The sequence below is a fragment of the Hwangdonia seohaensis genome (assembly GCF_031932625.1).
GTDB lineage: Bacteria > Bacteroidota > Bacteroidia > Flavobacteriales > Flavobacteriaceae > Hwangdonia > Hwangdonia seohaensis.
On sequence record NZ_JAVSCK010000001.1, the window covers coordinates 195857 to 210011 of the forward strand.

The 14155-nt window shown below is 37.0% G+C and carries 13 protein-coding genes; 2 read left to right on the forward strand and 11 right to left on the reverse strand.

Features of this window, described 5'->3' with window-relative positions; all coding sequences use genetic code 11:
• Positions 1-87: 87 nt before the first annotated feature.
• Genes RNZ47_RS00865 through RNZ47_RS00885 form a run of 5 tightly spaced genes read right to left on the reverse strand, consistent with a single transcriptional unit; the run spans position 88 to position 3760 of the window.
• Positions 88-393, reverse strand: coding sequence for an HPF/RaiA family ribosome-associated protein (locus RNZ47_RS00865; protein ID WP_311935171.1), 306 nt, complete (start codon positions 391-393; stop codon positions 88-90).
• A gap of 51 nt (positions 394-444) precedes the next feature.
• Entirely contained in the window at positions 445-918 is a 474-nt protein-coding gene (locus RNZ47_RS00870) for a Dps family protein (protein WP_311935173.1), read from the reverse strand.
• Between the two features lie 34 nt (positions 919-952).
• Positions 953-2014: a 2,3-butanediol dehydrogenase gene (locus RNZ47_RS00875; protein ID WP_311935175.1), complete on the reverse strand. Its 1062-nt coding sequence runs from the start codon at positions 2012-2014 to the stop codon at positions 953-955.
• Positions 2015-2064: 50 nt separating this feature from the next.
• The gene (locus RNZ47_RS00880; RefSeq protein WP_311935177.1) at positions 2065-2877 is read right to left on the reverse strand and encodes an SDR family oxidoreductase; all 813 of its coding nucleotides are present in this window, start codon (positions 2875-2877) and stop codon (positions 2065-2067) included.
• Positions 2878-2926: 49 nt separating this feature from the next.
• Positions 2927-3760 (reverse strand): META domain-containing protein, encoded by an 834-nt coding sequence (locus tag RNZ47_RS00885; protein WP_311935180.1) that lies wholly within the window; start codon positions 3758-3760, stop codon positions 2927-2929.
• Positions 3761-4155: 395 nt separating this feature from the next.
• Here RNZ47_RS00885 and RNZ47_RS00890 point away from each other — a divergent pair, with 395 nt between their 5' ends.
• Both RNZ47_RS00890 and RNZ47_RS00895 read left to right on the forward strand, forming a co-directional pair.
• Positions 4156-5745, forward strand: coding sequence for an FMN-binding glutamate synthase family protein (locus RNZ47_RS00890; protein ID WP_311935181.1), 1590 nt, complete (start codon positions 4156-4158; stop codon positions 5743-5745).
• Between the two features lie 219 nt (positions 5746-5964).
• Entirely contained in the window at positions 5965-8097 is a 2133-nt protein-coding gene (locus RNZ47_RS00895; protein ID WP_311935182.1) for an FUSC family protein, read from the forward strand.
• Between the two features lie 132 nt (positions 8098-8229).
• Here the strand turns inward: RNZ47_RS00895 and RNZ47_RS00900 are convergent, their stop codons facing one another.
• The 6 genes from RNZ47_RS00900 to RNZ47_RS00925 all read right to left on the reverse strand — a co-directional run bounded on the left by RNZ47_RS00900 (position 8230) and on the right by RNZ47_RS00925 (position 14046).
• On the reverse strand, positions 8230-10272 hold the full coding sequence (locus RNZ47_RS00900; RefSeq protein WP_311935184.1) for a protein-disulfide reductase DsbD family protein: 2043 nt from the start codon (positions 10270-10272) through the stop codon (positions 8230-8232).
• Positions 10273-10312: 40 nt separating this feature from the next.
• Positions 10313-10558, reverse strand: coding sequence for a hypothetical protein (locus RNZ47_RS00905; protein ID WP_311935186.1), 246 nt, complete (start codon positions 10556-10558; stop codon positions 10313-10315).
• A 371-nt stretch (positions 10559-10929) separates the two neighbouring features.
• Positions 10930-11340 carry a nuclear transport factor 2 family protein gene (locus RNZ47_RS00910; RefSeq protein WP_311935188.1) on the reverse strand — a complete coding sequence of 137 codons (411 nt, stop codon included), beginning with the start codon at positions 11338-11340 and terminating at the stop codon, positions 10930-10932.
• Positions 11341-11363: 23 nt separating this feature from the next.
• Complete coding sequence (locus tag RNZ47_RS00915) at positions 11364-11885, reverse strand: RidA family protein (protein ID WP_311935190.1); 522 nt, start codon at positions 11883-11885, stop codon at positions 11364-11366.
• Positions 11886-11978: 93 nt separating this feature from the next.
• Positions 11979-12914: a nuclear transport factor 2-like protein gene (locus tag RNZ47_RS00920; protein WP_311935192.1), complete on the reverse strand. Its 936-nt coding sequence runs from the start codon at positions 12912-12914 to the stop codon at positions 11979-11981.
• A gap of 259 nt (positions 12915-13173) precedes the next feature.
• Positions 13174-14046: an SDR family oxidoreductase gene (locus RNZ47_RS00925; protein ID WP_311935194.1), complete on the reverse strand. Its 873-nt coding sequence runs from the start codon at positions 14044-14046 to the stop codon at positions 13174-13176.
• Between the last annotated feature and the right edge of the window lie 109 nt (positions 14047-14155).

The following is a 14155-nucleotide window of genomic DNA, read 5'->3' on the forward strand; positions in this document are numbered from 1 at the left end:
TTACCCGTTTTTAAATGTTACGGATAACGCCACCATTCACCAAAATATCTGCGGGCATTATAAAACGCACAATGCCCGCTAAAAAAGTTATAGTTTTTCTAACTGTCTTCGTAGTTTATCTTCAACACTTGTAAGAAGCGCGTGGAAATTATCACCATAATCTGAAGCAAAGGGATCCTTTCCCGGTACGCCAAGACGAATACTGACCTGCTTTTGTTCGGTCTTTTTTTCCGATTTATCTTCCAAATAAACATCTGCCCATTCTATTCTACCATAAACACGGTCAAGACGAGAAATGGCCTTGCGAATGGTATCTTTTACCTCATCGCCAATAGTGATATCTACGGCCTGAACGTTAATTTTTATTCCTGTAATATTGTCTGTGTATTTCATAATATTTTGTTTAAAATTCAACTGAATGTTTTTATAAAAGATTTGAATATCTTATTTAAGATAAGCTGAATACATCCAAACCAGTTTTTCTTGTTCTCTAATATAATCGCTCATTAATGCATTGGTACCTTCATCTTCCGCATCTGCCGATAAATCGAGAATTTCGCGTTGAAGTGTAATAATAATTTTCAATGATTCAAGCGTGTCTTTTACATCCTTTATTCCATTAGACACCTCATTACTTTCTTTTATTTTCGCTTCTTTTTGATATACCGAAAATTGGTGATTTGGTGTATGGCCTAACGTTCTAATTCGCTCTGCTACTTCATCAATTTTTACAAATAGGCTTTCATAAAGTTCTTGAAACTTATCGTGCAATTCAAAGAATTTATCGCCTTTTATATTCCAATGATAGCCTCTAATATTCTGATAAAATATTGAATAGTCTGCTAAAAGTTCGTTTAATTTTTCTGCTAATATTTTGGATTTTTCTACATCCAATCCGATTGAATTTAAATTTGTCATTTTTATATATTTTTTAGTTTTACATTTTGATTTATTATAGGTTAAGATCAACCAATACTTTTACCTCCGATGGGTCTTTTATCAATGCGTCAAACCCATTTTCTACGATTTCTTCTAAAGGAATAACATTTGTGATTAACTTTTCTACAGGTAGTCTTCCACTATTGATTAGCGCAAGTACTTCTGGAAAAATATTACGATAGCCAATAATACCTTTTATGGTTAATTCCCTTAAAGCATGGTCGAGGGCATCATGCGTAATATCTTTTGAGAAAAGTGCAACCAAAACTCCTGTTCCACCGTTACGAAGACTGGCAATTCCAGTATCAAAAGACACTTGTACGCCTGCAGCATCGATAAATACATCAACTCCATTTCCTGTTAAGTCCTTTATTTTTTTAGGAATATCCTTATCTCTGGCATCAAAAGTTCGTGTTGCACCAATTTCTTTTGCTTTTGCCAATCTACTTTCAGAAATATCCGTAATAAATACTTGCGACGCACCACTAGCCAGAGCAACCTGAAGTGTAAGCAACCCAATAGGGCCAGCTCCGGTAATTAAAACTGAATCTCCCATTTTCATGCCACCTTGCTGCAAACCATAAGCTGCTACAGCAGCTGGCTCAACAATTGCACCTTGTTCAAAAGTCATGTTGTCTGGCATTTTGTGGGTCATATATTCTTCTACAACAACATATTTTGCAAAAGCACCATTGGCGGTAAGACCAACAAATCCTAATGGTTCCGATAGGTTATATTCTCCTTTAGGCACAAATGGACTTTCTGGGTTTCTAAATATAGGCTCGACGGTAACACGGTCGCCTTTTTTTACTTTCGTTACATTTTTTCCTGTTTCAACAACAACTCCTGAAAATTCGTGACCAAGCGTGGTTACACCTTGATGCCCATTTAAAGGATAAGGCTTATCGCCAGGAATTAGTTGTGGACCATGATTATATTCGTGCAAATCTGAACCACAAATACCCGCAAACGTCACCTCTATTTTTACTTGATTGTCATTTGGTTTTGGAACGTTAGTTTCCTCAACTCTAATATCTTTCGCTGCATACCAGCGAGCTGCCTTCATTGTTTCCATAATATAATATTTTTAATGTTATTTATTTTTTGATTTTAATACCAGTGCGATTATCCCATTTTTTTAATATTGTGAACCACACCACCATCAACCAAAATATCTGTACTGTTTATAAATCGTGCCGCATCACTTGTTAAAAAACGGATAACTTCGGCCACGTCTTCTGGCTGACCGTTACGCTTTAAAGGTGTGGCTTGTTTAATCATTTCCATGCGTTCTGGATGCTCTTCTGCTGCCTTTAGTGCCATTGGGGTTTCAATAACACCTGGTGAAACAGATACAATTCGCGCTCCTTTTTCGCCCCATTTATTGGCATTTTTAATGGTTAGTAATTGTACGCCTCGTTTTGCAAAATTGTACATAAGATCGGAATCGTTATTTACAAATTTACTCACCGTATCAAATGATTCTGGTGCTTGCGGATTTGCAAGGGCTTCGTCATAATCTTTATTTTCAGGAACTGTATGTGCCATCATAGACGATAATAATATAGCGACAGAATCTTTTTCTGCTAGTTTATAAAATGCATCTACTAAAAGCTCTGTTGCCACCAAATCAATAGTGTAAACTTTATGCAAATCTTTTACAGTTCCGCTAACTCCAGCTGTATGAATAAACGCTTTTAACGCACCTTTATCGGCCACGAATTCTGTTAACTTTTCAATATCTTTTTTAGATGTAATGTCGCAGGCTATTCCCGAAACATTAAATCCTTCTTTTGATAAAACTTCTACAGTTTCATTCAATCTTTCTTGTGAATAATCCGTTAAAATCAATGGGTGATTTTTAAAAGCTCTTACACAAGCTTGACCTATGCCTCCTGCTCCTCCCGTAATAACTATTAGGTTTTTTTGAACTTTCATTTTTGTATATTTTTAATGGTTAATTATATAAGTTACGATTGGTGTTTATTTATAATAAAACAGCTTCAAAAACGGCTAAAGGGGCTCTTTTTCCAACATGTAACGATAACACATCGTCATTAATCGTGAAATTATCCGCAAGCTCAAAAATCTTTAAAAATTCGGCTTCGTTAACTGCAAAATCCGGACAAGCTTTTAAGGTTGTTGCCATGTTTTTAAAGCGAATTCTATTGCCTTTTTCCAAAGTATATTCGCCACTTAGGCTGTTACAGCCTGCAAAACCCGCAACACGATTGTCTTCTGTTTTTAGTTTAAAAAATATGTCGAGCTCTTGGTTTTCGGCCATCTCCACGTCCTTGCCTTTCAAGGTTTTTAATTTCCAGTATTTTTCAACAATGGGCTGGTTAGTCGATTCTGCTTTTTTAAACTCTGCCAAAGGCGCTCTTTTAGCTTTATTCAGTGCCAATTTATTTCCAGAAATAATGAAACTATCCGCCATATCAAAAATGCTTAGAATTTGTGATTCGTTGATTTTTGAATCCGGGCACATCTTTCGTGTGGATGCCAATTGTGAAAACGAAATCCGGTTTCCCTTTTCAATGGTATAAGTTCCCATAAAGGTATTGCAACCAGCGTATCCGTTAACACGCTTGGTTTCTGAATTTAAAATGAAATAGATTTCTTCCCCATCGGCCTCTGTGTTGTTTATGTTTGTTCCTTCTATTGATTCTATAATCCATTTCGTATTTTCAATGGATACACTTTTCACTGAATTTGTTGGGTCCAAGCTTGTTTCTGAAGTTTCAGAATTTCCTTTTTTTCCATTATTACAACTTAATATGGTTACAGCCAAAAGTGCGATAGTTGTTATTTTAGTTTTCATATTTATTCTTTTATGATTTATCTTACTACACAAATATACGTTTAGTTCGGCACATTCCGAACTAAATAGTATTAAAGTGTTGTTAAAATTTGTTTTTCAACTTTTTAGCATCTCAAATCTTTGCTATTCTTTTTTTGAAATCGATATACTTTCCTTATTTTATAGTAGGTTTCAAAAATAATCGTAAATCTATTTCCTTAATTTTATCCCGTTTTCCTTGTAATGGCGATGTCGTTTTTTCGATAAAAACACATGTGGTTTTAAAGTTTGGTTCTAAAAAAAGAACAGCGAAAGGAATTATTATAAAAAAAACATCAAACTCCTATCTTTTAATTTGAGATTCTATTTACTAAACTTATATTTGTTACTTTATGAATATAAAATAAATACAAAGTATGAAAGTTCGTGAAAAGTTTATTTTAATTTCAACCATAGTCGTAGTATCCATAGGGATTATAGCCGTATTTTGGCTCCCTATTTTATGGTTATTCCTATTGGTAGCACCGCTTATTACAATGGGTGTTTTTGATATACTCCAAAAAAAACACACCATAAGGAGAAACTTTCCGCTTATAGGTCGCTTTAGGTATGTTCTGGAATCCATTCGACCAGAAATCATGCAGTATTTCGTGGAAACCGATACCGAGGGTCGCCCATTAAACCGTATACTAAGATCTTTGATTTACCGAAGAGCTAAGGGTGAAAACGACACCGAGCCATTTGGCACGCAATTAAATATATATCATTCTGGTTATGAGTGGTTGGAACACTCGATGTATGCCAAAAACAACCCCAAGAATATTGGTGCATTCCCACGTTTAATTATTGGTGGCAAAGACTGTAAGCAACCGTATTCGTCAAGTTTGTTAAATATTTCTGCAATGAGTTTTGGCTCATTAAGTAAAAACGCTATTCTGGCCCTAAACAAAGGTGCTAAAATGGGTAATTTTGCACATAACACCGGCGAAGGTGCCATAAGCGACTATCATTTAAAACATGGCGGCGATCTTATTTGGCAAATTGGAACCGGGTATTTTGGCTGTAGAAAAGACGATGGAACGTTTAACGAGGTTACTTTTAGGGAAAATGCGTTACGCCCTGAAGTAAAAATGATAGAAATAAAGCTGTCTCAAGGTGCAAAACCAGGACACGGCGGTATATTGCCCGCTATTAAAAACACCGAAGAAATTGCTCGAATTAGGCATATTAAACCCGGGATAGCGGTGCACTCACCGCCATCGCACTCGGCTTTTTCAGACCCTATTCAATTCATGCATTTTATAAAAAAACTTCGTGATTTATCCGACGGAAAACCCATAGGTTTCAAATTATGCTTAGGAAGAAAACAGGAATTTATGGATTTTTGTGAAGCCATGATTTATACGGGTATTCTTCCCGATTTTATTTCAGTAGACGGTGGTGAAGGTGGTACTGGTGCGGCACCCGTTGAGTTTTCAAATTCCATGGGAATGCCTTTGCGCGAAGGATTGATTTTTGTGCACGATACTTTAGTTGGTTTTGGATTGCGAAAGGACATCAAGGTTATTGTTGCCGGAAAGATCATTACCGGTTTCCACATGGCAAGAGCCATAGCTTTAGGCGCAGATGGCTGCAACAGCGCACGCGCCATGATGCTTTCCATTGGGTGTATTCAAGCATTGCAGTGTAATAACAATACCTGTCCTGTTGGTGTAGCTACCCAAAACCCATCATTGGTAAAAGGTTTGGATGTAGAAGATAAAGCACCACGGGCATATAGATACCACGAAGCTACCATACATAGCTTTTTAGAGCTTGTTGCAGCAGCTGGCCTTAACGACCCTAGCGAATTAAGAAGAGAACATATTAGCAAAAGAGTAGGTTTGTATACGGTACAGACTTATGATGAAATTTATCCGCCTATGCAGGAAGGTAGTTTGTTAAACATTAATACAATCCCAGAAAGCTATAAGCGATTTTTCCATCTTACGCGCATTATGAAATAACGACGAAGCATTATTGATAATGTAGGATGTGCAATGGCTTTCTAAATTATCTTATGCTAATAAAAGAACGTGCTTCTTTTTTCAAACAGTATCTTTGTGGTTAATTGTAAAATCTAGACTCCTATTTCAAATTTTATAACAAATAACGTCAAAGAATTAGTAGAGTTTTTAAAAAGCACCAGTTTTTCCAAAGCCGTTTTAGTTGGTGTTGCCATTACTTTGCCCATAATTTTTGGCCTTGCAACCAATTATTTTGAAATTGGACTTGCCATTTGTTTTGGTGCCTTTTGGTGCTCACCAAGTGATGTGGCAGGGAGTTTAAAGCATAAGCAAGTCGGTATTCTTTTTTCTTCGTTTTTGGTTGTGCTTATCAGTTTTATTGGTGGCTATCTCGAAATTTCAAATTATTTCCTCTTTCCGGTTTTAGGCCTGCTTACTTTTAGCATTGCCTTTATTTCCATTTATGGGTTTAGGGCCTCAATGATAAGTTTTTCAGGACTATTGGCTTTGGTGCTGAGTTTTGCACACACTTCTGAAAATTTAGAAGTATATCAATACGCTTTATGGATTGGTGCTGGAGGAATGTGGTACTTATTGTTATCAACCATTTGGTTTTACCTCAACCCAAAAGCACATACCGAAGAAACGTTGAACGATATCTTTTTACTAACTGCTGATTTTTTAGATACCAGAAATCAGCTTTTTGGCGAGAAACAAACCAGAGACACCCTGCAAACAAAACTCATGGCTATAAAGGTTGAACTCACCGAGCATCACGATACGCTACGCGAAGTTTTAATTTCATACCGTAAAAAATCGGGCAAATCTTTCTACCACGGTAAGCGTTTATTGGTATTTACACAATTGGTGGAATTGTTGGAAACGGCCATTGCAAACCCTGTAAATTACAACAAAATGGATGCGCTTTTAAAAATACATCCTGAGTTTAAAACCGATTTTCAGATGCTGATATCTGAATTTTCATCGCAATTGCGCAGTATTGCAAACCACATTAACAATTCGAATAAATTTCCATCAAACAAAGTTTTAAATGAGGCTTTTAAAAAAATTGAAAATGATATTCTGAAGTTAAAAATCGAAAAAGAACCGGAAACTTACGAACGCTATTTAATGCTTCAGAATTTCTTGGATTATCAAAAAAAACAATTTGAAAAGCTTAAAAAAATAAAATGGTTGTTGGGCAAACCTGAATTAACTTCGGATGATTTAATGACTAAAGATTATCTCAATCGCTTTATACACGCACAGGATTACGATCCCAAATTAATCCTTAGAAACCTAGGCTTTAAGTCCACTATTTTTAAGCATTCCCTACGATTGGCCGTTACGGTTATGCTGGGATATGGCATTGGTTTGTATTTCGATTTACAAAATTCGTATTGGATTATATTGACCATAATTGTAATCATGCGCCCCAGTTACGGACTTACAAAAACGCGCTCTAAAGACCGTGTTATTGGCACGTTAATTGGCGCCGTTTTGGCTAGTGGCGTTGTGTTTTTAATAAGCAACACGTATGTTTATGGCGCACTGGGTGTACTGTCTTTAGTGATTGCCTTTTCCATGATTCAAAAAAATTTCAAGGCCTCGGCAACATTTATTACGCTAAGTGTTATTTTTATTTATGCCATTTTACAGCCAGATATTTTAAAGGTGATTCAGTTTAGGGTTATAGACACCATGATTGGAGCCATTCTTTCTTATATGGCCATGCGTTGGCTTTGGCCAGCGTGGTCGTTCATGGAAATTGGCGATAATATTAAAGATGGTTTGAATGCAAATACCGCTTTTTTTAAATCGATTAGCAGTTATTACCAACAAAAAGGAAAAGTGCCAACAAGTTTAAAAGTAAACCGGAAAAAAGCATTTGTGCAAATGTCCAACTTAAGTTCAGCATTTCAGCGTATGGCACAAGAACCGGAATCGAAGCAAAACCATATGGATGACATTTATGAACTCGTTGAAATAAACCATAATTTTTTAGCTTCATTGGCATCCTTGAGTTCCTATATTCAAAATCATAAAACCACGGAAGCCTCAAAAGAATTCAAAATTATTTCCGAAAAAATTCAAGAAAACCTCGATACGGTTTGTAAGCAGTTAAAAACCATAAATTTTGAAGCTCCAAAACCAAAAACCAGTCTTTTGGAATTGGAAAATCAATCTGAAAAGCTTAAATTTTCCATAGACCAGCTTACAAATGAAGCCATTTCAAAAACAGACAACGTACGTGCTCACAAGGAAGCACACTTAATATGGGAACAGATGTACTGGTTGTTTTCGTTAAGTGAAAAGATGTTGAAATTAACATCGAAATTCAAGACGGATTAAAAGAGGTCCAAGCCGATAAATAGAATTTAGTACGCTTATTTAGATATCCCAATAAAAAAGCCACTTTAAGTTTCCCAAAGTGGCTCATTGTTAAACAGCAATCACAATAACACTAAAACTTTCCGTGATTCGCTATTTAAAATTATTCAACCCTACTTTCATCCAATCGTAATACTCCTCTGCATCGGGTGTATAGCCCACCGGATCGTTAAGGTTTTCACCGTCATGTCCCATAAGCACATAAAACGGTTGGGTATTGGTTTTGAATTTTATGGTTTGGAACTCACTCCATTTTTGCCCAATGTATTTTAGTTTCTTTCCGGGCCTTAATTTAGATTCGACAATTTCATTTTCCGGAAGTTTTCGTTTATCGTCTACGTATAATGAAATCAATACCACGTCGTTTTTAAGCACATTGAGCACTTGGTCGTTTACCCAAACGTTCTGTTCCATTTTACGGCAATTTACACAGGCCCAACCTGTAAAATCGAGCATAACCGGTTTATTTACTTTTTTTGCATAGGCCATACCTTTGTCGTAATCGTTGAAGGCTAAAATCTGGTGTGGCGCCAACAAATGCGCACCTTCCGGCAAGTCTTGTTCTGCATTGGACATAATACCGCCCCCGGTTTTAGAGTTCCCTACCCCATAAGGCGACTCTGCATAATCCAATGGTGGCGGAAACGCGCTAATTAAGTTCAATGGTGCGCCCCAAAGCCCCGGAATCATATAAATGGTAAACGACAGTACGATTAGCCCCAAACTCAATCGACCAACGGAAATATGGGTTAATGGCGAATCGTGGGGTAATTTGATTTTTCCGAAAAGATATAATGCCAATGTTCCGAATACGGCAATCCAAATGGCGATGAACACCTCGCGCTCCAAGAAATGAAGTTGTAAAACCAAATCGGCTTGCGACAAGAATTTGAATGCCAAAGCCAGCTCTAAAAACCCTAAAACCACTTTTACGGTATTTAACCAACCTCCGGATTTTGGCAATGAGTTTAACCAGCCCGGGAATGCCGCAAACAATCCAAATGGCAGAGCTATGGCCAACGAAAAGCCCAACATGCCCACTATTGGGGCAATGCCTCCTTTTGATGCGGCTTCAACCAACAGCGTGCCTACAATAGGACCCGTACAGGAAAACGAGACCAAAGCCAGTGCCAAGGCCATAAAAAAGATACCAATTAATCCGCCCCTATCGGCTTGTTTATCAACATTGTTAACCCATTTGCTCGGTAATACAATCTCAAAAGCGCCCAAAAACGATACTGCAAATACTATTAACAGTAAAAAGAAAATAAGGTTAAACCAAACGTTTGTTGCCATGGCATTTAACGCATCTGCGCCAAAAATAGCCGTAACCGCTATACCCAAAATAAGATAAATGGCTATAATGCTGATACCATATATAATGGCGTTTTTTACGCCTTTGGCCTTGGTTTTACTTTGTTTTGTAAAGAAGCTCACCGTCATGGGAATCATCGGGAATACACAAGGCGTTAATAATGCTGCGAATCCCGATAGAAAGGCAATGATGAAAATAGCCCAAAGACCTTTTGTCTCTTGTTTTTTATTGTCCTTTTTTACTTGCTTAACGGCCTGGGTTGTCGATTTTTTTTCAGGCTCCTGGAAATCTACCATTGGGTCGGCTGTTGCAGTTTCCGTTGTAGCTGTTTCCGGGGATGTGGTTTCCTTTACTACTGTTTTGGCTTCGGTGGTTCCCGAAAGGTTAAATTCTAAGTCCACATAATTCGGTGGCAAACAACGTGTATCATCACAAACCATAAACTCAACTTCACCTTTCACTATAGACAGTTCTTGGTTTAAAACCTTAATGCGTTGCCTAAATTCCGCTTTATTGTCAAAAAACTTAATGCGCATATTAAAAACCGGGTCATTTATCGTGTGCCCTTCTTCTTCAGCCACTTTGTCAATTAATTCGTAATCCGCATTGGTCTCAAAAGCAAATGTGGTTGGAATGGGGCCGTCTTCCGGTACATTTTGCGAATACAAATGCCAACCGTTGTCTATAACGGCATCCACAATTAGCACGTATTCGGTATCTGACAGTTTTTCAACGGATGTGCTCCATTTAACGGGGTCAAATACTTGGGAGAAGGCATTAAAACCAAAAGCCAATGCTAGAATTAAGATTAATTTTTTCATTTGATTTTGTTTATGATTTAGGATCGGTTTTTTAATATTTTTATTTTAAAGGCTTGACGACGATTTCGGAAGATATAACCTTGTCCATTAACTTTTTAGCAAACAGCTTCATATCTTCTGCTTTAATTGTTTTTACAATATTATCGAAATTTTTAGGGTTATCCATATATCTTAAGCCTAAAACACACGCACGCTTTCGTGCCAAAGGGTTATTTTTAAAACCCACCTCCTGCGCGCCACGATTTAAAAGGCGTAAACATAGTAAAACAGATGTCATTTTTTTCATAGCATTTGCTTTAAAAAAGAAGGTTTTATAAAAAGGCGCAATTTACGTATAAACCCTTATTTTTATTATGCTTTTATGATAATTTTATGATTGGACACCGTTATAATTCCTGAATATTTTTTTTGAATAATGAAACACATAGAAGCATAAAAAAACCAGAGCATATTAAGGCTCTGGTTTTCATGCAAAAGATGCTTTAAAAGGTTGTTTTTTGAAGACTAACTCAACTTAACAACTGGATATTTAAAGCTGAAATGGGCGAAATTGGTTTTGAATTAAATGACCAAGGCACTTTGTAATTCAACTTATTACCTTGTGCATTCATCTGAATAAATTGAGAGTATTAATCTGAAAAAGTTTTTAGCTTAAAACTATTCTTTCTCAGCGTCAGCCAATTTCTTAGTGTCAACATATTGCTGAAAGCCAATTATTTTACCTTCATCATTGAGTGTCCACAAATGTGCCACTTGAGCATCTTCTTGCTTACCCGTTGTTTTCACTTTAAAATGATAGCGCAAAGTCGCGAGCACTTTGTTATGCATCATGTCATGAAGTTCAATGTTTTTTAACGCAAATGATTCGTACATATCTCCTATTCGTACAAATACTCCGTTTAAAATAGCATCTGGACCAATATAGGGATTACCATCTGCCAGCCTATTGCTTTCGGCTTCGTTCCATACAATTTTAGGATGCATAGCTCCCAGAACATTGGGCATATCGCCTGTTGCGAATGCACCATATAGCTTGTCGATAACTTGAATATTTTGATTGTTTTTCATGCTTGTTGTTTTAGGTTAAGGCCTTAATTCGTTTTGTGTACTTCCAGTTCTATCTCAATAAGAAATTCGGGAATCGCCAATTCCTTTACACCAAGCCAAGAGCCGGTTGGGAATTGGTTTTTATAAATCTCTGTTCTGTAACCAGCAACTTCTAAAAACTTGGGCATGTTTGTGGTAAAAATATTTTCTGCCACCACATCGTTAAACGTGCAGCCATAATGCTTTAATATTTTTTCCAAATCGGCATAACAGTTTTTCATTTGCTGTTCTAGATCGCCGATGGCTGTTGGGTTGCCCTCATCGTCCATACTTACCGCTCCGGAAACTTTTATGGCATTCCCAATTTTTACGGCATGCGAATAGCCATAGGCTTTTTCAACTTCTGGACGTAACATAAAGTATTCTGGTGTTTCAGCTTTTGCTTTGTGTTTAACTATTTCTGATTTCTCTTCAGTAGTTTCGGTTTTTGGTTTGTCATTACAACTAGCTACTGTAATTATAAATAAAATTCCTATCAGGATTTTTGTTGTTATTTTATTCAACATGATATTTATACTTTAAATATGTTTTTATGCAATTTGAAAGGTTGGTTTACATTTAAGCAGTGAAGTGAAATATATCACCTCACTGCATGGTTTTTAATTTTCCAATAAGCCTTTGTTGTAATAAAGGGTCTCTGAAACGATGACACCATCTTTATCAAAATCATGACTCATGTGTACGGTAAGTTTTATTTCTTTTTTATCTGATTTTCTGGTCAAGTGGAAATTCCACCATGACAGCACAGACCTGCCGTTGCCCAATTCGTATTCCAAATAATCCGGATAGCCAACCATTTCTATATTCTTGACCTCAAAACTGTCGAGAAATCCCTGACGCTTTCCTTTTATAACATCCATGGGGTCTGGCTTATCAAAATCTTCATTGATATCAAAAAACCGAGCATCCTCACTAAAAAATCCTAAAGCTTTTTCCAAGTCTGAATTTTCAAAAGCATAAACCACTTTACGCACGGTATTGATATTATCGTGATGGTTGTACATGGTACCGTTGGTTCGGTCGGTGAAACTTTGTCTTAATTCATTAAAAATGCCCTCGTTAAAATAATTGATAATCATTTTAATTTTCGTGTCTTTTGTCACTACAAAAAGTCGGTGCATAGGTGAAGAAAATTTCACTCCGGTCTTTCTATGAACACCTTTAAGCATATCCCAGGTTTGCACCCACACCACTTCGTCTTTATTGTCTTTTTTGTACTCAATGGCATCTGGATAAGCCCCAGGGAAATCGGCGATGGAAAAATAATCCAATTCTTGCGACCAACGATATGCCCCTTTAATAAAGGAAGCTTTGCCTCTTCCTTTTGCATTCGGGTTGGTAGAAAGACCGTTATAGGCTTTAAAGTCATCGGTTAACAAACTTGCTATTTTTGTGGTGTCGCCACTTACAAAAGCTTTGGTGTAGGCTTCAACAACATCAATAGCTGGATGCTCTAAATAAACCGTTCCGTTCTTTTTTTGGGCAAATGCGAAAATTGAGCCCATAAAAATGAGCATTAAAATTACTTTTTTCATTGTGTTTGGTTTTAAATTAATGATTGGTTAAAAATTATATTTCTGTTTTCTTTTAGTTTTTTTAACCCGCTGTGCATTTTGAAAAAATTCTGTCAATTCGAGTGAATTTTACGATTGGAATAAGTAAAATTTGTATCGAGAATAAGAATTTTAACTTGAAATTGATTCTCGATACAATTTTTCGTACCTCAAAATCACTCGAATTGACATATTGACATTTTTCCATTCAAAATGCACAACGGTTTCTTTTAGTTTCTTTCTACATTCGTTTTGGGCCATCCCAATCGGTAATATCGAAAACTCCCAAGAGGCTTTGCCTAATTGGTTCTGTAACCTCGTTAATGGCTTGCAGACCAAAATCCAATCCAACCATAGTGCGTATAGGCCGCTTGCCATGTGGCATCTCGATTAAATCATCAAATGCCTGAACAACAAGCATGGGGTCGGTTGGTGCGTTGCTGTCCTCGAAAGCGGCTTGTACCTGACTACCAAAGCCTTCACTAAACTCTGCAACATGCTGATATGCCTTAGCTATTTCTTCGTTTTCAGCAGGAATCACCGTATTGAAAAAATCGGTAGCAAAAGGCCCCGGCTGTACCATAACCACATCAATACCCAAAGGTGCCAATTCGTAACGCATGGATTCGCTTAAGCCTTCCAGCCCCCATTTACTGGCATGGTAAACACCAAAACCAGGTGAACAGCAACGACCTGCAATAGAACTTATCTGGATAATGAGCCCGTCATTTTGGGCGCGCATTTTAGGCAACACCGCTTTGGCCACCCTAAACGTACCCACAATATTCAAATCCAATTGATCCATAAACTGTTTAGAAGAAAATGATTCAATTGGGCCGCCATAGCCGCGACCTGCATTGTTGATAAGCACATCTACCTTACCCAATTGAGAGACTGCTTTGTTCACACTTTCATCTGAGGTAACATCAATTTCAACCACGTCGATGTTAAGGTTATTTGAGGTGGAATAATCTAATAGCTCTGAAGCCTTATCAGCATTCTTCCCCTTCACATTACGCATGGACGCATAAACGTGATGCCCTTTTTTAGCCAAATGTTTGGCAGCCATAAGCCCAAAGCCCGAACTGCAGCCTGTGATTAAAATATGTTTCATAATACTTTATTTTTTGGTTAATAGAACTCTTAAGAAATTGATATAAGCAAGATATTATATTACAACAATGCGGTCAACCACATATTCATGTGAAATTGCCTGATAACTT

Bases quoted from the DNA above. Each gene is read 5' to 3' on its own strand.
- RNZ47_RS00910 (WP_311935188.1), bottom strand. From the start codon at position 11,340: ATGAAAAACAATCAAAATATTCAAGTTATCGACAAGCTATATGGTGCA.
- RNZ47_RS00870 (WP_311935173.1), bottom strand. From the start codon at position 918: ATGACAAATTTAAATTCAATCGGATTGGATGTAGAAAAATCCAAAATA.
- RNZ47_RS00925 (WP_311935194.1), bottom strand. From the start codon at position 14,046: ATGAAACATATTTTAATCACAGGCTGCAGTTCGGGCTTTGGGCTTATG.
- RNZ47_RS00865 (WP_311935171.1), bottom strand. From the start codon at position 393: ATGAAATACACAGACAATATTACAGGAATAAAAATTAACGTTCAGGCC.
- RNZ47_RS00920 (WP_311935192.1), bottom strand. From the start codon at position 12,914: ATGAAAAAAGTAATTTTAATGCTCATTTTTATGGGCTCAATTTTCGCA.
- RNZ47_RS00885 (WP_311935180.1), bottom strand. From the start codon at position 3,760: ATGAAAACTAAAATAACAACTATCGCACTTTTGGCTGTAACCATATTA.
- RNZ47_RS00890 (WP_311935181.1), top strand. From the start codon at position 4,156: ATGAAAGTTCGTGAAAAGTTTATTTTAATTTCAACCATAGTCGTAGTA.
- RNZ47_RS00900 (WP_311935184.1), bottom strand. From the start codon at position 10,272: ATGAAAAAATTAATCTTAATTCTAGCATTGGCTTTTGGTTTTAATGCC.
- RNZ47_RS00905 (WP_311935186.1), bottom strand. From the start codon at position 10,558: ATGAAAAAAATGACATCTGTTTTACTATGTTTACGCCTTTTAAATCGT.
- RNZ47_RS00880 (WP_311935177.1), bottom strand. From the start codon at position 2,877: ATGAAAGTTCAAAAAAACCTAATAGTTATTACGGGAGGAGCAGGAGGC.
- RNZ47_RS00915 (WP_311935190.1), bottom strand. From the start codon at position 11,885: ATGTTGAATAAAATAACAACAAAAATCCTGATAGGAATTTTATTTATA.
- RNZ47_RS00875 (WP_311935175.1), bottom strand. From the start codon at position 2,014: ATGGAAACAATGAAGGCAGCTCGCTGGTATGCAGCGAAAGATATTAGA.